Here is a 24886-nt window from a genome sequence, read left to right as displayed (position 1 = left end):
GATAGAGCATGGCGGAACCCTTTTTCTCGCAAACAGACGGCGGCGCGCTGCTGGCGCTGCTCGAGCGCACCGCGCTGCGCGACGCGGCGCTGATCACGGTCAGCGCGGCGCGGCGGGTGGAAAACTGCAGCCGGCACGCGGCCGGCTTGACCGGCCTGCGGCCGCTCGACCCGGTAGACCCGATCCTGAGCGCGGCGGCGCTTGAGGCGCTGCGCGACTGCATCGCGCGGCAAAGCGCGCGCAGCGTGTGGGAGGAGCTGGACGGCGTCGAATACCGCCTTGAGCTGATTCCCCACCGGCAGGGTGCGCTGCTCGCCTTTCTGCGCGACGACCGCGCCGTGTATGACGGTAGCCTGCGCGTGCTGCACACCAAAAGCCTGACCTACCTCGGCGGGCTGATGGCCTGCGCCGATGAGGTGGCCGACCCCGCGCTGGCCGCGCGGCTGCGCCTGCAATGCCTGCGGATGCAGCGGATGCTGGCGCATTCGGATTTTCTGCACGACCCGCCGCTGACCGAGCAGCTTCGCCTGCGGCACTGCGACCTTGCCGACCTGTGCCGGGAGACCGCCGGGCAGACCGCGGCCTACTGCGGGTGCCGCATCACGCTGCAGCTGCCGGACGGCTGCGAAATGCTGCTCGACCGCCATCTGGTCGAGACTGCGCTCTATAACCTGCTGACCAACGCCGTGCAGGCCACGCCCGACGGGGGCGATATCACGCTTTCGCTGCGGTGCGACGGCGAGCTTGCGACCGTCACCGTGGCCGACCGGGGCGCGGGGCTGGACGCTGCGCTGTTTGAGGGCTTGCTCTCCGGCTGGCAGCGCACCGCGCCGCTGGAGGATTATCTTGCGCTGGTGCGGCAGGGTACGACGCCCGGCCTTGGCCTGCCGCTGGTGCAGCGCGTCGCCCAGCTGCACGGCGGCACGCTGCTGCTCTCGCCGCGCGAGGGCGGCGGCAGCGAGCTGCATTTTTCGCTTGCCCGCCTGCCCGACGCGCTGGCCGACCTGCATGCCTATGCGCCCATGATACTCGACGAGGGCTGCCCGGTCGCGCAGTTTGAGCTGTGCTGCCTTAATCAGCCTCCCCTTGCCTGACAGCCCCACACAAACGACAAAAAGTGCGAAAACCGGTGTTTTCGCACTTTTTTGCTGCAATCGTTACGCCGTGTCCGGCGGGGGGCTTGCTCAGTCCTGATAGAACGCCGCAAAGCCCTTGTATGCCATATACAGGTCGAGCTTGGCGATCAGCTCAAACGGCGAGTGCATCGAGAGCACGGGCACGCCCGCGTCCACCGTATCCACATTCCGGTTGGCCAGATACATGGCCACCGTGCCGCCGCCGCCCTGATCGACGCGGCCAAGCTGGCCGGTCTGCCAGATGACGCCCGCCTTGTCCAGTATGCAGCGGATGCGTGCCATCAGCTCGGCCGGGGCGTCGTTCGTGCCGGCTTTACCGCGCGAGCCGGTGTATTTGACCAGCGCAAAGCCGCAGTTGATGCGTGCATCGTTGCGCTTTTCCGATACCTCGGGGAAGTTGGGATCGAACGCGTTGCACACATCGGCCGACAGGCAGACCGAGTTTTCAAGGCACTCGCCGGTCAGCACGTCCTCAGCGCGGCACAGGTCGTCAATAAAGGTGTCAAACGCGCGGGACTGCATCCCGGTCACGCCGTCCGAGCCGATCTCCTCCTTGTCCACCAGCAGGCAGACGCAGGTGTGCGCGGGCGTGGTCTGCAAATCGATCAGCGCGGTCGCCGCGGGATAGGAGCAGACGCGGTCATCATGCCCGTATGCGCCGACGAGCGAGCGGTCAAAGCCGATGTCGCACGCCTTGAACGCGGGCACGCAGCATAGCTCGGCCGAGAGGAAATCGGCCTCGGTCATACCGTAGGCGCGGTTCAGGTGCTCCATGACGGCAAGCTTTATCTTGTCCGCGCATTTTTCGTCCACAGTCTCGCTCGGCGCGGAGCCGATGAGAATGTTCATGCCCTCGCCCTTGATGATATCGGTGGCCTTTTTGGTCATTTGCTCGCTGGCCAGATGGGGCAGCAGGTCGGTGATGACGAACTTGGGGTCGTCCAGCTGGTCGCCCACGCGCACGGGCACGGTCTTGACCTGACCGTTTTCGCACACGCACACCACGCCGCGCAGCTCAAGCGGGATGGCCGTCCACTGGTATTTTTTGATGCCGCCGTAGTAGTGGGTCTTGAAGAACGCCATACCGTTGTCCTCGTAGAGCGGCACGGTGCGGATGTCGATGCGCGGCGCGTCGAGGTGGGCGGCGGTCAGGTGTACGCCGTGGCGCAGGCTCTCCGTGCCGATCACGGCCAGCGTGATGCCCTTGCCCCGGTTGACCTGATAGAGCCGGTCGCCCGGCTTTACGCCGCCGTCGCGCGTCCACGCGCGAAAGCCCTTGGCCTCGGCCATGCGCACGATCTCGCGCACCGCGTCGCGCTCGGTCTTGGCCTCGTCGAGAAAGCGCTTGTACCCCTCGGCATAGGTCTGGATGGCGTGCTTGTCGCTGTCGGTCAGCCGGTCAAAGCCGGTTTTTTTGTCGTAAAACAGTTGTTCAGCTGTCATTTTTTCCATCTCCTTTGATGAGAATAGCATATAAAGCATCGGTGTCCCGCCACAGCGCGGCAAGATCGCCGTTGTTTTCCAGAATATAGTCGCACCGCGCACGGAAAAAGCCGTCGTCCGGCTGCGCGTCGATGCGGGCGCGGGCGGCCTGCTCGGAAATGCTGTCGCGCGCCATCACGCGCCGCACCCGCGTTTCGCGGTCGGCCAGCACGCCGACCACCGGCCCGCAGAGCGCGCGGTAATCGCCGTCAAACAGCGTCGGCGCGTCAAGCAGCACGATGGGATGGCCGCGCTGCGCTTCGAGCGCATCCATGGATGCCCGCAGGATATACGGGGCGGTCAGCGCGCCCAGCCGCGCGCGCTTTGCCGGGTCGGCAAAGACGAGCTGCGCGAGCTTCGGGCGGTCGAGCGCGCCCTCGGCCGTCAGCACGCCGCCAAAGGCAGCGTCGAGCGCGGCCAGCATCTCGGTATTCGTGCGGCACAGCGTGTGATAGACTGCGTCCGCATCCACCCAGCCCGCGCCAAGGTCGCGCATACGCGCCGCGACCGTGCCCTTGCCAGTACCGCTGCCGCCGGTCAGACCGATCACTTTCATTTTACCACTTCCTCTGTCCGGATATGCGGGCGGTGCTTTGGGTTTTCGGCCTGTCATACGTCGACCGTCCGGAAGCCCGCCGCCTTTTGGATGCGGTTGGCGACCGCAAGTCCCAGCCCGTCATTGGGGGGGCACTGCGCCCAGATCTGCCGCACGGCAGTGTCGTCAAACGCGCGCAGGCAGTCGAACACCGCGCGCGCCTGCGCGGCAAGGTCGGCCTGCGCGCCGAAGCAGGCCACTACGCAGGCGGAAAAGCAGTCCCGGTATTCGTCAAAGCAGAGCACGCCGTCGCCCGGGGCGGCGTGTGCCTTGATATAGGCCGCCGCGGCCTGCGGCTGCCCGCGCACGACCGTGACAGGCGCTTTCGGGGCGTAATGCCGGTATTTCATGCCCGGCGCGGACACCCGTGCCTCATCCCCGATCTTTTCATACAGCGCGCGGTCCAGCTCGACCGTGCCGAGCACACCTTGCAGCTGCTCGAGTGTAACGCCGCCCGGGCGCAGCAGGCGCGGCCTGTCCTGCGCGAGTGTGACCACGGTAGACTCAACCCCCACGCCGCATGGCCCGCCGTCTAGTACGGCGGCGATACGGCCGTCCATATCGCGCAGCACATGCGCGGCGGTTGTCGTGGACGGCCGTCCCGACAGGTTGGCCGAGGGCGCGGCCAGCGGCACACCGGCGGCGCGGATGAGTGCGCGCGCGAGCGGGTGCGCGGGCAGGCGGACGCCCACCGTGTCCAGCCCGCAGCAGACCTCCTCCGGGATGCAGGCCGCCTTGGGCACGATCAGGGTCAGCGGCCCCGGCCAGAACGCCTCAGCCAGCCGCGCGGCCTGCGGCGGCACGGCGGGGCACAGCGTATTCAGCTGCGTGGCGTCCGCGATGTGGACGATCAGCGGGTTGTCCTGCGGGCGGCCCTTGGCGTGAAAGATCTTTGCCACCGCGCGCCCGTCCAGCGCATTTGCCGCAAGGCCGTACACCGTTTCGGTGGGCATACCCACCACCTCGCCCTGCTTTATCAGGCCGGCGGCAATCTGCACCGCGTTTACATCGCTTTCCGGCAATAATAGATGTGTTTGCATCATGACACACTCCCGGTATCCGCGGCAAGGCCGCCTGCGCGCAGCTTTTCCGCGGTGTCGGCGGCGATGAGCGCGTCAAGTATCTCGTCCATCTCACCGTTTAAAAACTGGTCGAGCTTGTAGATGGTCAGCTTGATACGGTGGTCGCTGACGCGATTTTCCGGGAAATTATAGGTGCGGATGCGCTCGGAGCGGTCGCCCGTGCCGACCTGGCTTTTGCGGTCGGCCGCGATGGCGGCCTGCTGCTTTTCGACCTCGGCTTCGTACAGGCGGCTGCGCAGCACGCGCAGCGCCTTGTCCTTGTTCTTGTGCTGGCTGCGCTCATCCTGACACTCGACCACCGTGTTCGTCGGGATGTGGGTGACGCGGATGGCCGAGGAGGTTTTGTTGATATGCTGGCCGCCCGCGCCCGAGGAGCGGAAGGTGTCGATGCGCAGATCCTTGGGGTCGATATAAAAGTCGATCTCCTCGGCCTCGGGCAGCACGGCGACCGTTGTGGTCGAGGTGTGCACGCGCCCTTGGCTCTCGGTTTCCGGCACGCGCTGGACGCGGTGCACGCCGCTTTCAAACTTGAGGCGCGAATACACCATCTCACCCGCCACGCGGAACACGATCTCCTTATAGCCGCCAAGCTCGGTCTCGGATTTGCTCATCACCTCGGTCTGCCAGCCGCGCGCCGCCGCGTACATCGTGTACATACGGTATAGGTCGGCGGCAAAGAGCGCGGACTCCTCGCCCCCCGCGCCGCCGCGTATTTCGACAAAGATGTTTTTGCGGTCGTTCGGGTCCTTGGGCAGCAGCAATATGCGCAGCTCGCCGGCCAGCCGCGCCGCGTCCTCCTTGGCCTGCGCCAGCTCCTCCTGCGCCAGCTCCCGCATATCGGGGTCGGACAGCATTTCGGTCGCCTCGGCGATGGTCTGCCGCGCGGCCTCGTGGGCGCGGTACACCGCGACGATGGGCGCAAGCTCGTTGCGCTCGCGCAGCAGCGCTGCCGCCCGGCCGGGGTCGTCGTACAGGTCGGGCGCGGACAGGCGCATTTCCAGCTCGTCCAGCCGCGCGGCCAGCGATTTTACTTTTTCAAACACAAAGTGTACCTCCCTCAGACGGTCGAAAGCCCATGGTCTTTGCTTACCAGCGTCCGGTCAGCATCAGCCCCACAATGGAGCAGTATTCCCGGCAGCGCACGCTGATCCACTGGCCGGGGTACGGCGTGGGCGCGGGTATGCCCACGGGGTCAAGTCCCGCGCTTTGCAGCAGCACGCGGGCGCGCGCCACATGGTAATCGCTGGTGACGACCGCTGTGCGGTCGCTCGGCGCGAGGAACTCCCGCGCGTTTTGGATGTTTTCAATGGTGTTGTTCGACTTATCCTCCCGGTGCAGCCGCGCCGGGTCGATGCCCCGTGCCGTCAGGTAGTCGAACATCGCGTCAGCCTCGCTGCGCGGCTCGTTCGCGCCCTGCCCGCCGCATAGGATGGCCTGACTTTTCGGATATTGCGTGAGCAGCGCGGCTGCGGTATCGCACCGCGCAGCCAGCGCGGCGGAGGGCTGGCCGTTCGGATTGACCAGTGCGCCGAGCACGAGAAAAAAGTCGGTATTTGGCACATTCTCGCGGCTGTATGCATCCATGCGTAAGCCTGAGCCGATCACGACCAGCTGGATATAGGCAAACGAGAGGACGAACAGCGCAAACAGAGCACGCCCCGCCACGGCCAGCGTCGCGCAGAGCTTGTGCCGCGTCCGCAGGTGCAGCATGCATGCTTCGCCCGCGCAGCCCGCGGCCAGCGCCAGCAGAAACACCCCGCCAAAACGCGCCGGCGCCCACGGCAGCTGCACCGCGCCGAGCACGGTGGACAGCAGGGCAAGCCCCAGCCATAGCCTGCGCTCGCTCATGTCTGCATTTCCTCCAGCGCGGCGGCGGCCGTCTCCCATTCCGTGAGCTTGTCCGCAAGCGCGGCGTCGCATGCTTCCTTTTCGCTCATCAGCGTGAGCAGCCGCGCGGGATCGGAAGCCGCGTCGGCCATCTGCTGCGTGAGCGTATCGGCCTGCCGCTCGAGCGCGGCGACCTCGCGTTCGAGCGTGGCAAGCTGCTTTTGCAGGGTTTTCGCCCCACCCGCGCGCCGGGGCTTGGGGGAGGGGGCGGGCGTGTCCTCCTGTGCCTTGGGCGCGGACGGCGCGGTAGCGGGTGCTCCCGTCCGCTCGCGGTAGGCCAGAAAGGCCGTGTAGCCGCCGGCGAAGTCGGTCAGTCTGCCGTCCTCCAAATACAGCACGCGGGTGGCGAAACGCTCGACAAAGTAGCGGTCGTGCGAGACGAACAGCAGCGTGCCGTCAAAGGCCTCGACCGCCTGCTCGATCCACTCGCGCGAGGCAAGGTCGAGGTGGTTGGTCGGCTCGTCCAGAATAAGGAGGTTGAGCGGGTCGTACATCAGCTCGCATAGCCGCAGGCGGCTTTTTTCCCCGCCCGAGAGCATTTCCACCGTCTTATACTGTATTTCCCCGGAAAACTGAAACGAGCCAAGCCGGTTGCGCGCCACCTGCATGGAGACGTTCTTATCGTAGATCAACGTGTCGATCAAATTGCGGTGGGGATTGGCAAACTGCACCTGCTGCGGCAGGTAGGCGGGCTTCAGGCCGACGCCCCGGCGTATGACGCCCGTGTCCGGCTGCTCCTCACCCAGCAGCAGCCGCAGCAGCGTGGTCTTGCCCGCGCCGTTTGCGCCCAAGAGCGCCACGCGGTCACGGTTGCGGAGGGTAAAGCTGATATCGCGCAGGATCTCCCGCCCGTCATAGGTCTTGGAAATATCCCGCACCTTCAAAAGCTCCTCGGTCTCATAGTTCGGGTCGCCAAAGGTGACGGTCATACGCTTGTCGGCCTTGGGCCGGTCGGTGACAGTCATGCGCGCAATGCGCTTTTCAATGGACGCAGCGCGCTTGGCCAGATGCTCGGTGCCGTGCTCGTGCATGGTGCGCGCGACGGCCTCGAGCCGCTTTTTCTCGGCCAGCTCGTGCTCGTGGTGCTTGAGCTGCTCCGCGCGGCGGCGTTCGCGCTCGACCGCGTAATACGAATAGCTGCCCTGATAGAAATGGCAGGCGCAGTTCTCGATCTCGATCACGCGCGCGCAGCAGCGGTCGATAAACCAGCGATCGTGGGAAATGATGAGCACCGTGCCGCGGTAGCTCTCAAGATAGGTGCCCAGCCAGTCGACCGCGTCCATATCGAGATGGTTGGTCGGCTCGTCGAGCAGCAGGATATCGGTCTGCTCCAAAATGACGCGCGCCAGATTGATGCGCGTCTTTTCCCCGCCGGAGAGCAGATCAAAGCGCTGCGCGCGCATTTCCGCGGGAATCGCAAGGCCGTTGCATACGCGGTCGATCTCGTAATCGCGGTTATAGCCGCCGAGCGCTTCGAGCCGCGTTTCCAGCCGCGCGTAGCGGCGCAAAAGCGAAGCGTCGTCCGGCCGGCGGGTCATCTCGTCGGTCAGTTCGTCCATCGCCCGCACAAGCTCGTCCGACTCGCGCAGCGCCAGCCGAAGCACGTCCTCGACCGTCGCGTCGGGTGCGAAATCGGGCATCTGGTCGATCACGCCCGCCGTGCGGTTCTGTCCGAAGGACACATGGCCGCCGTCGTAGGGCAGGCGGCCGGTCAGGATGTGCAGCAGCGTGGTCTTGCCCGCACCGTTCGCGCCGAGGATGGCGACCTTCTCCCCAGGCTGGACGTCAAAGCTGATGTCCTTCAAAATCAGCTTATCGCCGTAATATTTGGTCAGGTTTTGTACGGTAATATCGGCCACAGAGGCAAGCCCCTTTCGATGCATTCATAATCAGCTTATAGTATAGCACATTTTGCGCGTATCGAAAAGCCTTAAAAAAGGGAGAGAACCCGGGGGGGTTCTCTCCCTTCATTGTATTTCCCTTGGCGGTCACTCAAGCATGACGCGCTCGCGGATCGGGCCGGTGACGGACAGCGTGACCGACTGCGTGGTATAGCCGACGCACGAGACCTGCGCAACATAGTTGCCGCGCTTTAGGCTGAACGAGGCCGTGCCGTCCGCGCCGGTGGTCACGCTCTTGCCGCCGACCGTGACCGACGCGCCCGAAAGCATTGCGCCGTAGCGGTTGGTGACGATGAGCTGCACGTTTTCCAGTATCTCGCCGGCCAGCTGCACCTTGCGGGGCGAGGATACGCTGACCGTCTGGCTCAGCGGCGCGGTGAAGCGCTCATGCGAGGCCGCGACCGTGTACGAGCCGCGCTTGACGTATACGGTGGCCTGTCCGTTGATATCGGTCAGCATGGTCTGCGTGGCCGTGCCGGTCAGGTTTTCGGTCGGCGTGAAGGTGACGGTCGCCCCCTCGATCGGCAGGCCGAGGTCGTCCACCACCTGCGCGGTGAGCGGATAGGTGGTGACAAAATTGACGCGCAGCACCGGATTTACGCCGCTGGACATGATAAAGGTGAAATCGACATAGGTCGCGTTGTTCTGGCCCAGCTCGGCGATGGCCGTGCGGTTGATGGTGACCTGATTGCCGTTTATTTTATACTGCCAGTTTTCCTCGAGCGTTTTGCCGCGCGCTTGGATGTTCTTCAGCGTCGCGCCGCTGGCGGGATTGAGCGTGACGGTGATATCGGCATAGCCGCCTGCGTTTACGTTGGAGTCAAAGTCGACCTCGCTCGGCAGGATCTCGTTGACCGGCGCGGTGTCGACAATGTTCAGCAGGCAGGAGAGCGGCAGACCCTTGCTCGGCACAAAGCTGACCGTGTACGAGCCTTTGCCCCGCTTGTTTAGTGCGTCCCGCATCAGCGTGACTTGGCCGGTGGCGTGGTTGTAGGTATAGTCCGTGCCGCGCTCGAGCACGGTGCTGCCCAGCTTGACCGAATCGAGCAGCACACCGGCGGGCAGCGTGACGGTAACGGTCAGGTCGGCGTAATTGGGCGAGGCGTCATACCGGTCGAAGGTCAGCTGGGTGGGATTTACCAGCCCCTGCACCGAGCCGGTCATCGAAAGGCCGATGGCAGCGGTCGAGCCGTCGGCAAACACCAGCTCGGCGGTGTATACGCCGGCCGTCAGTGTGGACAGGTAGGATTTGTAGATGCGGATGCCGTTTCGGTCGGTCAGCAGGTTATAGTCGCTGCCCATGCGCAGGACATCGTTGCCCACGGTGACGCGGACGAGGTCGTTCTTGTCCGCGTTGAAGGTAAAATCGTAGGAATGGGCGATCGCGTCGGCATTGCCGAAGTTGATCGACAGGGTGGACGGCTGGACGGACACGCTGGTCGACGAGGTGACGGTTTCACCCGCGATGGTGGCGGTTACGCCGCTGCCCAGCTCGACCGAGCCGGGGCGCATCAGCAGCTCGCAGCCCGAGGCGTTCAGGATAGCCTTTTGTACCGCGCCGCCGCCCGTCACGGTCGTGCGGCCGCCCGCCTTCAGCTCGGTGATCGAGGTGCTGCCCGTGGTCAGGATGGCCGCTGCGCCCGTGGTCGTCGTGCTCCACACGGCCGCGTCAAGCGTCAGCGACACGCCGTTTCCGGTAACGGTCAGGTCGGACAGGCCGCCGGCCGAGGCCGACAGGCCGCTTTCGCGCAGCACAGCGTCGGTCTGTACCTCGGTATAGCCGATGTTGGTGTTGCCCGTGCAGATGACCTCGGGATCGGGGCCGAGCGCGCCGGAGACGATCATGTTGACCGCGGACACGCCGTTCATGGTCACGCGGCCGCCGCCAATGATGATATCGCCGTCAACGGTGACGTTGGTCAGCGTCACGCTGCCCGCGCCGACACCCTCGGTGATGTACAGGTTGCCGGGCACGGTCACGTCGGCCAGCGTGCCCGCGGCGGAGATGGTCACGTTGCTGGTCGTGCTGCGCAGGTCGGCGTCGCCGTAGGTGCCGTTTTCCGTGCGCAGCGGCGAGCCGAGGAAGAAATAGAGGATCTTGGCGATCTCCGCGCGGGTGACAAGCCCGGTGGGGCGGAAGGAGCCGTCGGGATAGCCGCCTATGTAGCCCTGCTTGGCGGCCTCGGCCACATAGGCGCGGCTGTAATCGGCCAGCTTGTCCTTGTCGGTAAAGGTGAGCGCGTCGGTGTTGGCGGCCGGCGTGTACTTGTGCAGCCGGCCGAGGATGGTGGCCGCCTGCTCGCGGGTCAGCGTGGCGGTCGGCGCCATTTTATTGTTGCCCACGCCGTTGATGTAGCCGTATTTGACCGCAATCTGCACGGTCTCGTAGTATACATCGCCCGGCTGTACGTCGGTATAGCTGATCTCGGCGGTCTGGGTAAAGCCAAACGCGCGGTTGATGTAGCGCATGAACTCCCAGCGCATGATCGCCTGATCGGGCGTGTAGTTGCCCGAGGAGGACGGGTTTATCACGCCGATCTTGTGCAGCTCGGTCAGATACGTCTTGGCCCAGTGGCTGTCAATGTCGGAAACGGCAAGCGCCGCCGGCAGCGCGCACAGCAGCATGGCAGCCGCCAGCACGGCGGACAAAAATCTTTTCAAAGCAATCACCTCGTTGGTATGGTTATTTTCTATTTTACCATTATTTCATGCATTTGTGTAGTTATTTTTTTGCGCGCCGCCCTTAAAGCCGAAATAAAGCGGCGGGCGCGCTTGTGCCGCACCGCAAAATGCGGTATACTGATACCATCTATCAAAATCCACCACAGACAGAGGGATAAACCTATGAAACTCAAAACCAGATTGGCCGTGCTCGTGTGCAAGGCTGCGGGCGCGGTGCTGCGCCGCCTTGGCCGCGGCGGCACCAACCTGCCCGGCAAGCTCGCGCTGCGCATAGACGGCGATATCCTCGGCGCGCTGTCGCAAGGGGTAAAGGTTACGGTCGTCACCGGCACGAACGGCAAGACCACCACCTCCCGCATGATCGAAAAGGCGTTTGAGGACGCGGGACTGCGGTATTTTGCCAACAAATCGGGCGCCAATCTGCTCACGGGCATCATCGCCGTGTTCGCGCAGCACTGCACGCTTTCCGGCAAATGCCCGTACACCCACGCGCTGATCGAGTGCGACGAGGCCGCCTTCCGCACGGCGAGCAAGTTCCTGCCGGTCGAATGTCTGGTGGTCAACAACATCTTCCGCGACCAGCTCGACCGCTACGGCGAGATCACTCACACCCTAAACGCCATCCGCGAGGGCATTACACACATCCCGGAGGCGACCGTGTGCCTCAACGCCGACTGCTCGCTGACCGCCTCGCTCGCCCGGGCCCTGCCCAACAAGGTGGTCTGGTTCGGCGTCAACGTGCCGATCTACGAGGATGCGGCGCACGAGCTGTCCGACGCGCCCTACTGCATCCGCTGCAAGACCGAATATGAATACGATTATGTCACCTACGGCCATCTGGGTGGCTTCCGCTGCCCCAAATGCGGCTACCGGCGCCACGCGCCCGATATCGCGGTGACCAAGGTGGTGTCCGCCGGGGCAGATGCCTCCGACGTGCTGCTCTCGGTGTATGGCCGGGAGCATGAGGTACACATCAACCTGCCCGGCGGGTATAACATCTACAACGCGGCGGCGGCGGCCGCGGCTGCGCACGTCGTCGGCATCGGGGAGGAGACTGCGCTCGGCGCGCTGGCGGCGTTTGAGTGCGGCTTTGGCCGCGCCGAGCAGTTCAGCCTTGGCGCGTGTCAGGCGCGTATGCTGCTGGTCAAAAACCCGGCGGGCTTCAATCAGGTCATCAACCTGATCGCGCATGACGACGGGGTGTGCAAGCTGGCCTTTCTGCTCAACGACCGATTTGCCGACGGCACGGATATTTCGTGGATATGGGACGTTGATTTTGAGTCGCTCGCCGCGCAGCAGGCGCGGTTTACGCGCGTGCTGGTCTCGGGCATCCGCGCGGACGATATGGCGCTGCGGCTCAAATACGCCGGCTTTCCGCTGGACAGGCTGGCGGTCGTGCGTGACTTCGGCGCGCTGCTCGACGAGATCGGCGCGGACGACACGCCCGCCTTTCTGATGCCGACCTACACCGCGATGTTCGACCTGCGCGGCGAGATCGGCCGCCGCACGAACGTCAAGGCATTTTACGAATAAGGGGGGCGGAGCAAATGAAAACCGAACTCAATATCTGCCATCTTTACCCGGATATCCTCAACCTGTACGGCGACCGGGGCAATATCATCACCCTGCGCCGCAGGCTTGCCGCGCGCGGCATCGGCGTGACGGTAGACGAGTGCTCGATCGGCCAGTCGCTCGATATTGACGGGTACGATATCTTTTTCATCGGCGGCGGGCAGGATTTTGAGCAGGAGGTGCTGCTGCGCGACCTTGCCGGGGGCAAGGGGCGCGATATCCGCACGGCGGTCGAGGAGGACAAGGTCTTTCTCGCCATCTGCGGCGGCTACCAGATGCTCGGCCAGTATTACAAGACGTGGGACGGCGTGCAGCTCGATTTCATCGGCGCGCTCGATATCCACACCGTCGGCGCGAAGGAGCGCATGATCGGCAACTATATGTTCCAAACCACGCCCGAAAGCAGCGGGGCGCTGGTGGTCGGCTTTGAAAACCATTCGGGCAAGACCTATCTGGGCGAAAGCGTCGCGCCGCTCGGCATGGTGGTGGCGGGCTTTGGCAACAACGGCGAGGACCAGACCGAGGGGGCGCGCTACCGCAATGTGTTCGCCACCTATTCGCACGGCTCGCTGCTGCCCAAAAACCCGGTTTTGTGCGATTTTATCCTGCAAACTGCGCTCGAGCGCAAGTACGGCGCGGCCGAGCCGCTGCTGATTCTGGACGACACACTCGAGCAGAACGCGCACGATTATATGCAGAAGCGGCTCAGCAAGGCTTGAGGGGCGGCGCGCCCTGCGGGATAAGGCCGCCCTGCCGCCCGCAGCCAAGAATGTGTAGTCTTATAAGCCGCATCCCCTATTTTTGTGCAATATTCTTTGTGAACGCTGGGCAAAAAGTGCAGGATTGTTGAAAAGTGTCCGGGCTGTTTGTGCGATAATATAGGCAAAAAATACGCTGTGCCCAAGGGAGGTGCTGCCGTGTGCTGAATCCGTATTTTGAATCCGATCATCTTGCGCGTGCGTTTGCGGGCGGCAAGCATCCAACGCTCCTCTATATCACGAAGCAGCAGTTCGGCGGCGCAAAGCACGACCGCCCGATGCACAGCCACGACTCCTTCTGCGAGCTGCTGCTGGTTTACCGGGGCTTTGCCTCCTATGCGATCCGCAACCATTCCTTCCCCATTCAGGAGGGCGATATCCTGTTTTACAATCAGGATGAGTCCCACGAGGTGCGCAGCATCTCGGGCACAGAGGTCGGCACCTATTGCTTTGCCTTTTTCGGCTTGCAGTTTGAGGGCTTGCCCCAGAACCACATCATCCCGGCGAGCAGCCATCCGGTGCGATCCTCCGGTATGCAGTTTGAGTTTCTCAGCCAGCTGTGCGAGCAGGCCTACCAGAGCCTTGATACCGATTTGGCCGGCAAGGCGCTCGCCCAGTGCTTGGGCACGGCCTTTCTACTGATCGCCCGGGGGCTGGACGAGGCCTCCTTCGTCCACCAAAGCTCGCAGGATGACATGAAAATGGCCGACCGCATCCGCCGCTATCTGGACGCGCACTATACCGAGCCGATGCAGCTGGCCGCCATCGCCGAGGCGTTTGGGTGCAGCGAGTCCTATATCTCGCATGTGTTCAAGCGCTGTGTCGGTTATTCGCCCATCCAGTATGTGATACGGCGGCGCATTGGGCTGGCGCAGACCTATCTGACCACGACGGACTACACAGCCACGCACATCGCCACGCTGGTGGGCTACGACAACACCAATTATTTCAACACCATTTTTACCAAGGTGGTGGGCATCTCGCCCATGCGGTACAAGAAGCAGTATCTCGAAGCCATGCACGGCAAGGCCATGCCATAGCAGTAATAAAAAAGTCACGCTGACGGCAGCGTATAATAACACAAGTTTAATAAAGTTTAGTTCGAACAGCGTGGCGTAAAGTCACGCTGTTCTTCTTTCTGCTGCGTGATTGAGCATTTCCGCGATAATGCTTTCGGGTTAGGAAGCCGATACAGGCAAGGCTGATTTTTACATCCTGTTATGATGCTGCCAATTCTGTCAGCATCGTTTTTTTTTGATGCGCAGGGCGTCCGGTTGTGCAGGAGCGGAACAAGCCCCCGTTCCGAATCAGCTTCATTACTTTCCGGGCGGTCTTTTCCAATTCGCCGACTAAGCGGGGGTCTGCAATACGCACAGCTTGTCCGCCTCGATTTTTCACAACCCTATCGTAATCCCCACAAGAAACACGCCCTCGCGGGGGATAATATCAAGGTCGCCGCCATGGCTTTCAATAATTTTCCGGACGGAGGAAAGCCCGATCCCATGATAGGGGGAGATCCCTTTTCGGGAAAGGAACAGACTGCTCTCTTGCATTGTCTGACCGTTGTAAGTGTTTTCCACCTTCAGAAAATACATGCTGCCTCTGGTTTCTCCCGCGACCAGAATACGGCGCGCACCATGTTTTTGCCGGCCGCACGCTTCTACTGAATTGTCTAGCAGATTGCCAAGCACCGTACACAGCTCCACATCTGTCAGTGGTATTTGATCGGGAAGATCGAGCCGCACCTGAAATTCTGTCCCCTGCGTCTGCATCATGCCATAGTAATATTCGATCAGCGCATTTACGGCGGGATTTTGACAGAATGCAACATGGGAATAGCTGGATACTGCCGCCACCTGCTCCTCCACCTGGGACAGGAATAGACGTATATCCGATTGTCCGTGTTCGGCTGCCATCCGGTCTATGGTGCGCAGATGATGTTTGATGTCGTGGATCAGCCTCCGGTTTTCTGCTGCCGTTTCAGCAATCTGGCGGCTATATTCGGTCTGCATCGAGAGCTGACGGATGACCTGCTTGCGCTCCTCCTGAAAAACCAGACTGTTCCCATATCCTTCCACCACATCGCGCCAGAGGGAATAGCCGATCGCCGCTGCCAAAAAGAAGCTGCTCCATTCCACAAACCATCCCCCAATAACAGGCTCATAAACCGGCAGAAGCCGATTCCATACAAAGGCGCAGGTTGCGGCCACGGTAGCATAGAAAATCGCTTTGCTGCGTTTCTGTCCCCTGTGAATGGCAAGCACAGCAGTGATAAGCAGATAGAGTGCGCAAGCCGCTTTATAGCAAAAGACAGATGCCGAAAAGAAGCGGATCGCCGCCAGAGAAAGATGGGAGGCTATCATTCCATACCCCAACGCATACACACAAAAGGCAGCGCCCACCCCATTGCTGATGGCCGCGGGCAGAAATCCTGGCTTGCATATCCGGTTTTGCAGGATCACAATCAGCCATGCAGCCAGATAGATGCAGAACAGTTCCAACGCATACCAGGGGAACACAGGAACCGCCGCTAACATATGCAGCACAGGATAGGAAGAAAGGCCGCACATGGCAAGGCAGATCAGCCCGAACAGCAGAGTATTTTTCTGTTTCATCCGCTTGCTGAAATAAAAGGCCAGCAGCGCACAGACGAACATAATGGTACAGACGAATAGGCAGACTGCGAACCGAATGCCTCTGGAGGTGCTTACTGCAATCATCGTCCCGAAAGCAGGAGGATAAATGATTCCGCCATAAAAATGATCGTAGTTGCTGACCGCCATGGTGAGGGTAACCGGCTCTCCCCCATAAAAGGTGACTATACGGTTTTGAATCAGCGGTGTGCCGGACGCTGGTTTCCCCATTTGCAGGATCAGGTCGTCGTTCAGGTAAAGGGTGTAAGCAGAAAATACTTCAGGAATTTCCAGCGCATATCCGTCTTTGCGTTCCGGCAGAAACAAGGTCATCTGGTAAGTCCCACAGCCATAAGGAGAAGGGTTTGCCGGACTGGAAAAATTGGTCTGCTCCCCGATGGAAAGATACCGCATATAATGGCTGGAATGCCGTATTTCTTCCGGGCTCAGAAGCGCGTCAGGGTAGAACGCCCAGCCGGATACAAGAAAGCGCAGCGGCGACTGTTGCAGTTCCCTCTCAGAAAGCACCAGAATTCCATTTGCCGCCTGGATTGTATCCTGACTGTACTTATTATTGAACTGATACAGGCCAAGAAAAAGCAGGGACGAACACAGGCAGATTAAACATAAAGCAACATACTTTCTTACAGCAGAAGATACCATCCTATTTTCATCCCCTTTTTATGAAAAACACGCTGGCAGACAGGACAAGCAAAAATAACAGAACCGGAAAGCGTGCGAACGGCTGGTGACTCTCTGGGCCGGCTGCCTTTGTCAAAGAAGCTGCGGTATCTTCCTTTACCGCAATGGTATAAGTCCCTGTGTGGTCGATTTGGAAAGAAGCGGCTTTTGCCGTATCGTCGTAGCCCGTCATAGAGTATTCTGCACCATTTTCATCCAACAGGTACAGGGTGTCAGCCGCTGGCTTGCCAGAATACGGCAGCATGACAAAAACACCGGGAAGGGATTCAGGCGAGGTTCCATTGATGGAAAACAGGAAAGAGAAACCACCGTCCTGTTCCTTTTGGATGGTGACCGCGATCTGATCTTCGTTTTGGATTCCATCCGGCAAAGCGTCTTTGGGGATGCTGATGGTGATACCCTGCTTGGAAAACACGGCTCTTTGGTTGCCTGCTTGCAGCATCATGAAAAAGCGTACACCGGAAATCCGGTCTGTGGTTTCACCGAAACTTTCTAAAAAAGCAGCGTTTTCAGAAGCTCTGCTTTCCGCGGGAACGGTTGGGCTGCTTTCGTCCGCTTCTTTTCTTTCCCGCGAAGGCTTCAAAAGAGAAAGGGGGAGGGGGCGGGGTATTTCGCCGGCATCGGTCTGTGCTTCCGTTTCAGAGGTCTGCGGCTGCGGTGCACCGCCGGCTGATTGACCGGATAAATTGGGAGATTCACTTTTCTGACTGTTATCGGTATCAGCGTCAGAGTGCGGTTGCTCTGCCCCGGTTGTGCTGTCATTTTCCTGTATGGAGGGGGCATCGTTTTTACCCGAATCACCCACCTGCGTATCCGCAGGTGGGTCGGGAGATTGGACAGGCGGCCGGTCATCAGAATTTTCTTTGCTGCCGTCGGCATTTCCGGGAGGCTCGGGACTTGGCTGGACGATGTCATCGGGCGGATTCCCACCTGCATCCCCTCCGTCCCGGTCCCCTTCGTGATACCCCTCAAGGACGATTTCATCCGAATAAGTAAAGGATAGAATATCGGTCTGCCCGCCATCATAATCTGCCTGCAGGTGGTAGCTGCTGCCGTATGTCAGCAAACGGGTCGCAATGGAAAGCATTTCTGCTCCAACATAAACGCCATCCTCCAAGCATATCCAGGGGCCGTTGTTTTCGGACAGCCATACGCTGACTTCTTCCAGATTCCCCGGCGGCGTCACCCACGGGAAATAGAGGTTTCCTCTGCCCGCCAGCATACAGTTGATGTCCGGCTTTCCGGATGCCTGCACAGAAATAGGGATGGAAATCTCCGGCAAATTCAGGGCTTGTGCAAACACAGTGTTTTCCGGGGGCGGGAGATTTCCCTTTGCATAGTACAGCCCAACAGCGCTCAAATCAATGCCGCAAAAATCCCATTCCACCATAGCGGTGTAACTGTTTCCGTTTTCCGCATAACATTCCAAATGGTAAGGGGAAAACGTAAATAATTCTTCCAGCGCTTCCATTTCGCTGCCCTGTAAGAGCGCAAAAGCATCTGTGTAAGGGTTACCACCGCTCCACCGAAGTGATAACAACGGGCGGCATTTCTTCCACCCGGACAGGGATTTGAAGTTCCCGCAGCACATTCTCGCCAAAAGCATAGCCCTCCGGCAGTTCAATCCTGCCCACTGCCGTGTATTCGCCCAGTGCGGTCTGGTCGATGGCGGAAAAATCCCATGCGACCGAAAAAGTTTCCTCACGGCTGTCTCCGTCCGCCGTTACAGTGGCGGAAATGATCTGATACTGAAGGGCCAGCCGATAGATTCCTGCCAGGTCATCGTTGGATGGGGTAGTTCTAAGAGGCAGGGTAAAAGATGGCAGGGATGCCAGTTCCGTTTCGTTCTGTATTGCCGTAACAAGGACCTGCGCTTGTGCTTTTGGCGGTTCTGGATTGCCGCTATCCGACACATCCGGCATCTCACTGTGTGCACTGGGAGGATTCTCTGGTATTTCATCAGCGTTGGAAGGGGCTGCAGCCGCAAACACAGTCAGGCTGCTTGTAAAACAGAAAAGGCAGGCCAGACAGGAAGCCAGAACGCGCCGGCGTATTTTGACTTTGCTCATACAATGCCTCCCATCTTGGAAAAAACATACTGACGATAATTTTCCCGGATATGCTTTCCATTGCGCAGAGCGATGGGAAGCCCCTCTCCGTTTATCAACCGAATGGTTTGGCTGTCGATATGACTGATATAATCCATGTTGATTAAGATACCGCGATAACTGGCTAGAAAGCGCTTGTCCTGCTGCAATGCGGCGGTAACTTCCATAAAACTCCCACTGACAGGTGTGACACGTTCAGCCGTATGAATCCGCGTCACACGGTTTTGGTAATCTATGTATAGGATCTTCTCTGTGAGGAGTTCCAGCCTTTGGCGGTCAACCGTAACCGTGAGCGTCATCACCTCATAGGGCGGTTTTAACCGGCACAGCTCCATCGCTTCATCAAAGTCCGACTGATGAAGCGAAAGCGGCTTGAGCAGATAATAGGTGGCCGACAAGCTATACCCCATTCTGGCATAATCTTCGGTTATGGTCAGAAAAATAATCTTGCACAGCCTGTTTTTCTGACGCAGCCTTTTGGCTGCTTCCATCCCATCCATGCCCTCCATATAGATGTCCATAAAGACAAGCTGAAAATCTGTCTGTGCAGCGGCATTTAAGAAATGCTATGCATCCTCAAACTCAGTAAGCGTATAGTCCAGATGATTCTGCTGCATATATTTTTCAAGGCAGGCGGACAATTCGTTCCGGTCCTCTGCTCTGTCATCAACGATTGCAATCTGCATCATACCATCTCCTTTGCACAATAACCCAGTATCAGTATAACATAAAACCGCAGGAAAAAGCTTGCGTCTTAAACGGAAAACCTGCGTCTTGAACAAAGTCGGTTGATTTTCCCTTGACAAGATGTTACCCTAATAATACCAGACTTTTCAGGTGGAAAGGTCTGTTTTTTTATTCTCAATATGCAGGAGAGGAGGCCGAACATGAGGATCGCACTTTGTACGGAGCTAAGAAACGCTGACCAGTTTGAAAACAGGCTGCGCTCCCCTTTTTGCGGGGATGAACAGGTTGAGATTGACGAATTATGGAACGAAAAGCAGCTTGCCCATGCGGTCAGGCGGGGCCAATACCATGCGGTTGTCATTGCCCTGCCGGGGGCCAGAGGGCTTGAAGCGGTCATACAGGCAAGGGCACTGGCGCCAAAAATACCGGTCATCTGGTGCAGCGATGACGAAAGTTTTGCCCTGATGGCATATCATTTGCGGGTTTCTGCTTTTCTGCCGATCGCCTGCTCTGAACAGGAGCTGTATGAAGCAATAAAGCCCATAACGAAATAGAGGTATAAAATGCGGATTGCATTATGCAGTTATAGCCAGAAAGAAAAAGAAACCGCTTTGCTGATGAAGCTGGGCAAAGTAGACCGCTTTGACAACGGCGTGTTTTGCACCTACGCCATGCAGCGGGATGGGCCTTATGACGCGGTGGTGGTCATGGAGGACGGAGCCAAAGGGATGAATTTTTGCATGAGCATACGGGGGTACAGCAAAACAATCCCTCTCCTGTGGATCAGTGACCAGGCGGAATTTGAACCCCAAAGCCGCAGGATGCAGGTCGAATCATTTCTGGTGAAGCCTGTGGCGGAACAAAGCTTGCAGCAGGCAGTCCTTGAGCTGCTGCAGACAGCAAAGGGATTTAGGCAAATGGATAAGGAGGGTGAAATAAAATGAAGCTGGATTGCAAGCGGCCCCTCGCAGTTTTACTGGCGGCGGCCATGACTTTTACCATGTCCGGGATGCCGGTATTTGCGGTGGGTGCCGGTGCAGCTACCGCCCATACGGGTCTGTGTGAACACCACACAGAGCATACGGAGACATGCGGCTGCACCGAAGGGACACCCTGCGCCTATGTGTGCGAAATCTGCAATCGGCAGGACAGCGGACTCGTTTCCGGCGTATCCGGGGATGACCCGGCAGAATGTATCTGTGAAACTCGCTGCCGGGCGGATGCGGCTAACCCCGACTGCCCGGTCTGCGCCGCTGAGGGTATAGGCCTCTCCGCCTGCCTTGGAAAAGAGACTGCCGCCCGTCCTGACGGATACAGCATGGCGGAGGGCGTCCCTGCCTTGGAGCTGATGGAGAAACGCAGCGAAGTGATGCTGATGGCTGACGGGGACACCCTGAATATCGCCGAACTGCCGCTTAGCGACAAAAGTGTCATAGGCGGCAGGCTGCAGGAATCGTATTTCGGAGTGATTCGTATCGACAGCGGCAACCTAAGCGATTATGAAGGAAAGACTCTGACCGGCAGCGCAGTTTCCACCGGTCAGGCAGACTGTGGAAGGGGTTTGTTCATTGACGGCGTGACATTAAATCTCACCATTGAGAATCTGACCATCGACCGAAGCGCGGGCTATGGCATCATGGATTCAGATTATTCCTACTGTTCCGTCATTACACTTGTAAACGGGGCAAAACTGAACCTGACCTTAAAGGGAGAGAATGTGCTGAAAGGCTATTATACCGGCGGGGCAGGAATCTGCGTCAATGGAGGAACCACATTGACGATCACCGGTGAGAGCGACGGTTCCCTGCTGGCAGTTGGCGACGGCGGAGGAGGCAGCGCCGCCGGCATCGGCGCGTGCGGCCCCGGTTATTTCCTCAACGGACAGATGCAGGGCGTGCGGACGATGGGAACCATCCGCATAGAAGGAGGAACTGTCATAGCCCAGGGCGGCCATCATTCCTATGAAGGACTGTCCGCGGCTGGGATCGGCGGCTCCTTTGACGGAAATACGGGAGTGATTGAAATCATCGAAGGCGATGTGACTGCCATCGGCGGAAATGGCTCGGCCGGTATCGGCGGTGGACTCAGCGGTTCGGTGGGCAGCATCGCCATCAGAGGCGGCAAGGTGACCGCCACGGCAGGAGGCAGAGGAGCCGCTATCGGCAGCGGACAGAACACATATACGGACAGCACGACCATTCCCTGCGGTTCGATCTCCATCACCGGAGGCAAGGTGACCGCTAATGGCAACATCGGTTACGCAGGGGATGCAGGCAAGTACAGCGGCGGCAGTGTGACCATATCCGGCGGCTCTGTGGAGGTAAACGGTGACATCAATGCTGATACCCAAAACGTAGATCAGAGCCATATCCTGCATCGTTACAGCCTGAAGCTGCTCATTTATGCGGACGGCCTGACAGCATCCGGCGAAGCGGTGACCGGTACGGTGACCATCGGCACAGGAGAAGATCAATACAAGGATGAGCAGGCAAGCTTTACCGTGGAGAACGGAAAAGCCACAGCACAAATCGAGGCAGCGATGCTTCTTCACGGAGAGCAACCCATAACGGTGACGTTAAACGGCCAAACCTACGGGGATAAAACCGTCGATCTTGACACGCAGAACGAGGCCATATGGGGCAGCCAGCCGCAGCTTCAGGTGAAAGACTCCTCCGGCGTCACCTATACCTATGATAACGGCTTTCTGACTTGCAGCGAGACCGGCTCGGCTGAGGTGACGATGGCAGAGGGCGTGACTACCACAGACCATCAGATTCAGATCGCGGAAAACGCAAATGTAACGCTGACGCTGCGGGATGTGGCGATAAACGCGGGAGATAAGAATCGGCCTGCCATCCTTGTGAGCAACGGCGGAAATCTGACCCTTGTCCTTACGGGAAGCAGCACAATGGAGGCAAGCGTAAGGCATGGCGCAGTGCTGGCGGCCTCGGAAGCTGCGCTCACGATCCAGGGAACGGGCAGCCTGACGGTGAAAAACAGTGCCCAATCAGCGGACCGGTTTAGTTACAATGTCGGCATTTGGGCAAAAACGCTTGCAATCGAGGGAAATCCTACGCTGACGGCAGAGATAAATAGCGATGGGATTGGCCTGCGCGGAACCACGATCGGTATCCATGGCGGGCGCATAGAAGCAAAGTCAGGCAACTATGGTGCAGCCGGAATCGGCGGGGCATATAACGCGCCAAGCACAGTGACTATCACGGGCGGAACGGTTTATGCGGAAGGCGGAAGGCTTTACTCAGAAGGCGGAGCACTTTCCAATCCATATACACAGGCCGTCATTACCGGCGGCAGCGTAAATATGAACAGGCTGCACAATTCATCGCGAAACGATTTCAAGCAGCCGAAGAATACAAGCGACGCGCTGCTTTACTGTGCCACGCTCACCATCGGCAGCGGCAGTACCCTATCCAAAAACGCCCAAGTGCTTGGGCTGACCATCAAAAGGGGTGGTTCCAATTATACGTATGGCATGGACAATATGCTTACTGACGGCAACGGCAAGCTGTATCTGTGGCTGCCGGAGGGCGCGGTGGTGAGTGAAGTAAAAACGGTAAACGGAACCTATAGCGGCTCCTGCACAACTAACACCAACCGTACGTCCAACGATTCAGGAAATATCTGGGGAACGGCAAGTGCGGCCTTTACCATAAGCGGTGCGATGTTTTATCCCGTAGAGGATATCACCCTGGAGGAGATCAGCAAAACAGGTAAATTTAATTTAAGCAGCCTTGCCGCTGTCGCTCCTGCCAATGCTGCAAACAAGGATATCGTCTGGTCCATCGAAGGTGAAAATACCGCAAATGCAGCGATAGACGGCCAAATGCTAACGATTAATAAAATAGGCGCATTTACTTTGAAAGCGACGATTGCCGACGGAAAAGGGGCGAATACTGACTTTACCAAAGCCTTTTCCATCCGCATTACAGACGCTGTCGTAGAACCGACAGCTGCCAACCGGATTTCTTATGGCCAGTCGCTTTCTCAGGCTGCCTTGAGCATCCAAGGCTGGAACTGGGTGGATGGTACGGTTATTCCCACTGTGAGCAACAGCGGCTATCCGGCCTATATCTCTGTCGCCGATGACTCAAGTACGGACTATACCGGTGTAGATGGATACAATGACCAGGACAAAACGGTTACCCGCACTATTGCAGACCGGCCAGACGAAATCAAGCCGGACATTCCTGCCGCGAGCGAAACCAAACCCGTCAAGCCGGATGCAGACGGCAACGCGGCGGTGGATCACAGTGCTGTCCAGTCTGCAATCAATGCGGCAAAGACGGAGACGAATAAGAACGGCAACACCGGAAATAGGATTGCCGTCACCATCCCCATCATCCCGGCGGCAGGCCAGACCTCCTTCAGCGTGATACTAAAGCCCCAGACGTTGGATACCCTCGTCAGAGAAAAGGTAAAACAACTGAAAATTGACATTGATGGCGTGATTGTTGAGGGAATGGACGCTGACCTGCTCAAATGGCTGGACACCACATCCGCAGGCGGGGACATTATCTTCCGGGTAAAACAGGTGGATGTACCTGGCTCGTCCGCGGCCAAAGCCGCCATCGGCACAAGACCGGCCTATGACCTGTCGCTGGCCCATCTCTCCGGCGGCAAGGAAGTTTCCATCACCGGCCTGGGCGGTCACACGATCGCAGTGCGTATTCCTTACATTCCGGCAAAGGGTGAACAGGCTGGCAACCTTTACGCAGTCTATGTGGACGATGACGGCAAGGTGGAATGGCTGAGCAAATCCAGCTATGACGCCGGCCAGCAAGCGGTCATTTTCGAGGCAGAGCATTTCAGCATCTACGGTGTAGGTTACAAGAACCCTGCCCCGGCCTTTACCGACATCAGCAGCCATTGGGCAGAGGACAGCATCCTCTTTGTGACCAGCCGGGGATTGCTCTCCGGCACCAGTGACACCACCTTCAGCCCCAACACCGGCATGACCAGAGGAATGTTTGTCACCGCCCTGGGGCGGCTGGCGGGGATCAGCCCGGACAACTACAAAGCAGGCAAGTTCACTGATGTAAAAGCGGATGCCTACTACGTCCCTTATATCAACTGGGCGGCGCAGACCGGCATTGTGGGCGGCACGACTGAAACCACCTTCTCCCCGGATACCAACATCACCCGGGAACAGATGGCAGTCATTATGAAAAATTATGCGGAAAAGATGGAGTATCCCATCCCGAAAACACTGGAGGCAGTAACCTTTGCAGACAATGGCCAGATCAGTAGCTGGGCAAAGAATGCGGTCAAAGCCATGCAGCAGGCGGGCATCCTGGCCGGAAAGGACGGAAATCGGTTCGACCCGAAAGGAACCGCCACCCGCGCCGAGGTTGCCGCTGTCCTGCGGCGGTTTGTGGAGATCGTCATCGACCCGTAGACCGTAAACGGCTGGACGCAGAACGACAGCGGCCAGTGGAGCAACTACAAAGATGGGGAGCCAGTGAATGGCTGGCTCTCCGATAACCAGATGATTGACAACATCGAAAGATTAACTATTAGAAGTCAACCCCCAAAATGAATGGTGGTGGTGAAAAAAGATGGCCCAAAAAGGTATAGCAAAGCTGAGGTCTTGTCAGACCCCTGCTGGCTATTCAAGTAGTTGCACTCAAGCTGCTGAGCAAT

Annotated in this window: 19 protein-coding genes and 1 pseudogene; 7 read left to right on the top strand and 13 right to left on the bottom strand. The window is 59.2% G+C overall.

Annotation, left to right across the window (positions count from 1 at the left end; genetic code table 11):
- The first annotated feature begins 8 nt into the window (after window positions 1-8).
- Entirely contained in the window at window positions 9-1094 is a 1086-nt protein-coding gene (locus tag MR935_RS05470; protein WP_290571774.1) for a sensor histidine kinase, read from the top strand.
- A gap of 90 nt (window positions 1095-1184) precedes the next feature.
- Here the strand turns inward: MR935_RS05470 and MR935_RS05465 are convergent, their stop codons facing one another.
- The 7 genes from MR935_RS05465 to MR935_RS05435 form a co-directional block, all read right to left on the bottom strand.
- Window positions 1185-2579 (bottom strand): aminopeptidase, encoded by a 1395-nt coding sequence (locus MR935_RS05465; RefSeq protein WP_290571772.1) that lies wholly within the window; start codon window positions 2577-2579, stop codon window positions 1185-1187.
- Window positions 2569-3174 (bottom strand): dephospho-CoA kinase, encoded by a 606-nt coding sequence (gene coaE, locus MR935_RS05460; RefSeq protein ID WP_290571770.1) that lies wholly within the window; start codon window positions 3172-3174, stop codon window positions 2569-2571. The genes MR935_RS05465 and coaE overlap by 11 nt, the downstream gene beginning before the upstream one ends.
- Before the next feature lie 53 nt (window positions 3175-3227).
- Window positions 3228-4256: an L-threonylcarbamoyladenylate synthase gene (locus MR935_RS05455; RefSeq protein ID WP_330636462.1), complete on the bottom strand. Its 1029-nt coding sequence runs from the start codon at window positions 4254-4256 to the stop codon at window positions 3228-3230.
- Window positions 4253-5338, bottom strand: a complete 1086-nt coding sequence (gene prfA / locus MR935_RS05450) for a peptide chain release factor 1 (protein ID WP_290571768.1) — start codon at window positions 5336-5338, stop codon at window positions 4253-4255. Before prfA ends, MR935_RS05455 begins: the two co-directional genes overlap by 4 nt.
- A 43-nt stretch (window positions 5339-5381) precedes the next feature.
- Window positions 5382-6143: a YdcF family protein gene (locus MR935_RS05445; RefSeq protein WP_290571766.1), complete on the bottom strand. Its 762-nt coding sequence runs from the start codon at window positions 6141-6143 to the stop codon at window positions 5382-5384.
- Entirely contained in the window at window positions 6140-8041 is a 1902-nt protein-coding gene (gene abc-f, locus MR935_RS05440) for a ribosomal protection-like ABC-F family protein (RefSeq protein ID WP_290571763.1), read from the bottom strand. The genes MR935_RS05445 and abc-f overlap by 4 nt, the downstream gene beginning before the upstream one ends.
- A 129-nt stretch (window positions 8042-8170) precedes the next feature.
- Window positions 8171-10744 (bottom strand): X2-like carbohydrate binding domain-containing protein, encoded by a 2574-nt coding sequence (locus tag MR935_RS05435; protein ID WP_290571761.1) that lies wholly within the window; start codon window positions 10742-10744, stop codon window positions 8171-8173.
- A gap of 183 nt (window positions 10745-10927) precedes the next feature.
- On the opposite strand from MR935_RS05435, the gene MR935_RS05430 reads away from it, so the two are divergent.
- The 3 genes from MR935_RS05430 (at window position 10928) to MR935_RS05420 (ending at window position 14135) form a co-directional block, all read left to right on the top strand.
- Window positions 10928-12298 carry a Mur ligase family protein gene (locus MR935_RS05430; RefSeq protein ID WP_290571759.1) on the top strand — a complete coding sequence of 457 codons (1371 nt, stop codon included), beginning with the start codon at window positions 10928-10930 and terminating at the stop codon, window positions 12296-12298.
- Window positions 12299-12312: 14 nt separating this feature from the next.
- The gene (locus tag MR935_RS05425) at window positions 12313-13056 is read left to right on the top strand and encodes a type 1 glutamine amidotransferase (RefSeq protein WP_290571757.1); all 744 of its coding nucleotides are present in this window, start codon (window positions 12313-12315) and stop codon (window positions 13054-13056) included.
- Window positions 13057-13256: 200 nt separating this feature from the next.
- Window positions 13257-14135, top strand: coding sequence for a helix-turn-helix domain-containing protein (locus tag MR935_RS05420; protein ID WP_290571755.1), 879 nt, complete (start codon window positions 13257-13259; stop codon window positions 14133-14135).
- A gap of 354 nt (window positions 14136-14489) precedes the next feature.
- Here the strand turns inward: MR935_RS05420 and MR935_RS05415 are convergent, their stop codons facing one another.
- The 6 genes and pseudogenes from MR935_RS05415 to MR935_RS05390 all read right to left on the bottom strand — a co-directional run bounded on the left by MR935_RS05415 (window position 14490) and on the right by MR935_RS05390 (window position 19227).
- On the bottom strand, window positions 14490-16391 hold the full coding sequence (locus MR935_RS05415; protein WP_290571753.1) for an ATP-binding protein: 1902 nt from the start codon (window positions 16389-16391) through the stop codon (window positions 14490-14492).
- A gap of 7 nt (window positions 16392-16398) precedes the next feature.
- On the bottom strand, window positions 16399-17901 hold the full coding sequence (locus MR935_RS05410; protein WP_290571751.1) for a hypothetical protein: 1503 nt from the start codon (window positions 17899-17901) through the stop codon (window positions 16399-16401).
- A 40-nt stretch (window positions 17902-17941) separates the two neighbouring features.
- A complete protein-coding gene (locus MR935_RS05405; RefSeq protein WP_290571749.1) occupies window positions 17942-18499 on the bottom strand; it encodes a hypothetical protein in 558 nt (185 codons plus the stop codon).
- Window positions 18496-18936 carry a LytTR family transcriptional regulator DNA-binding domain-containing protein gene (locus MR935_RS05400; protein WP_442863016.1) on the bottom strand — a complete coding sequence of 147 codons (441 nt, stop codon included), beginning with the start codon at window positions 18934-18936 and terminating at the stop codon, window positions 18496-18498. Before MR935_RS05400 ends, MR935_RS05405 begins: the two co-directional genes overlap by 4 nt.
- A pseudogene (locus tag MR935_RS05395) lies at window positions 18910-19086 on the bottom strand (LytR/AlgR family response regulator transcription factor); the annotation flags it as partial. The gene MR935_RS05400 and the pseudogene MR935_RS05395, both read right to left, overlap by 27 nt.
- An 18-nt stretch (window positions 19087-19104) precedes the next feature.
- The gene (locus MR935_RS05390; RefSeq protein ID WP_290571747.1) at window positions 19105-19227 is read right to left on the bottom strand and encodes a hypothetical protein; all 123 of its coding nucleotides are present in this window, start codon (window positions 19225-19227) and stop codon (window positions 19105-19107) included.
- A gap of 198 nt (window positions 19228-19425) precedes the next feature.
- Between MR935_RS05390 and MR935_RS05385 the strand changes: the two genes are divergently transcribed.
- The 3 genes from MR935_RS05385 to MR935_RS05375 are packed head-to-tail and all read left to right on the top strand — an operon-like array spanning window position 19426 to window position 24641.
- On the top strand, window positions 19426-19779 hold the full coding sequence (locus MR935_RS05385; protein ID WP_290571746.1) for a hypothetical protein: 354 nt from the start codon (window positions 19426-19428) through the stop codon (window positions 19777-19779).
- A gap of 9 nt (window positions 19780-19788) precedes the next feature.
- Window positions 19789-20169: a hypothetical protein gene (locus MR935_RS05380; protein WP_290571745.1), complete on the top strand. Its 381-nt coding sequence runs from the start codon at window positions 19789-19791 to the stop codon at window positions 20167-20169.
- A complete protein-coding gene (locus MR935_RS05375; protein ID WP_290571743.1) occupies window positions 20166-24641 on the top strand; it encodes an S-layer homology domain-containing protein in 4476 nt (1491 codons plus the stop codon). Before MR935_RS05380 ends, MR935_RS05375 begins: the two co-directional genes overlap by 4 nt.
- The last annotated feature ends 245 nt before the right edge of the window (window positions 24642-24886 follow it).

It is taken from the genome of Agathobaculum sp. (genome assembly GCF_022775115.1).
Classification (GTDB): domain Bacteria; phylum Bacillota; class Clostridia; order Oscillospirales; family Butyricicoccaceae; genus Agathobaculum.
This window is presented reverse-complemented; position numbering and strand designations above follow the sequence as displayed.

Coding starts and splice junctions, on each gene's coding strand:
- MR935_RS05445 (WP_290571766.1), bottom strand. CDS start 6,143: ATGAGCGAGCGCAGGCTATGGCTGGGGCTTGCCCTGCTGTCCACCGTG.
- MR935_RS05390 (WP_290571747.1), bottom strand. CDS start 19,227: ATGATGCAGATTGCAATCGTTGATGACAGAGCAGAGGACCGGAACGAA.
- coaE (WP_290571770.1), bottom strand. CDS start 3,174: ATGAAAGTGATCGGTCTGACCGGCGGCAGCGGTACTGGCAAGGGCACG.
- MR935_RS05470 (WP_290571774.1), top strand. CDS start 9: ATGGCGGAACCCTTTTTCTCGCAAACAGACGGCGGCGCGCTGCTGGCG.
- MR935_RS05375 (WP_290571743.1), top strand. CDS start 20,166: ATGAAGCTGGATTGCAAGCGGCCCCTCGCAGTTTTACTGGCGGCGGCC.
- MR935_RS05425 (WP_290571757.1), top strand. CDS start 12,313: ATGAAAACCGAACTCAATATCTGCCATCTTTACCCGGATATCCTCAAC.
- MR935_RS05455 (WP_330636462.1), bottom strand. CDS start 4,256: ATGATGCAAACACATCTATTATTGCCGGAAAGCGATGTAAACGCGGTG.
- MR935_RS05430 (WP_290571759.1), top strand. CDS start 10,928: ATGAAACTCAAAACCAGATTGGCCGTGCTCGTGTGCAAGGCTGCGGGC.
- MR935_RS05465 (WP_290571772.1), bottom strand. CDS start 2,579: ATGACAGCTGAACAACTGTTTTACGACAAAAAAACCGGCTTTGACCGG.
- MR935_RS05385 (WP_290571746.1), top strand. CDS start 19,426: ATGAGGATCGCACTTTGTACGGAGCTAAGAAACGCTGACCAGTTTGAA.
- MR935_RS05415 (WP_290571753.1), bottom strand. CDS start 16,391: ATGGTATCTTCTGCTGTAAGAAAGTATGTTGCTTTATGTTTAATCTGC.
- MR935_RS05380 (WP_290571745.1), top strand. CDS start 19,789: ATGCGGATTGCATTATGCAGTTATAGCCAGAAAGAAAAAGAAACCGCT.
- MR935_RS05405 (WP_290571749.1), bottom strand. CDS start 18,499: ATGAGCAAAGTCAAAATACGCCGGCGCGTTCTGGCTTCCTGTCTGGCC.
- MR935_RS05410 (WP_290571751.1), bottom strand. CDS start 17,901: ATGGAAGCGCTGGAAGAATTATTTACGTTTTCCCCTTACCATTTGGAA.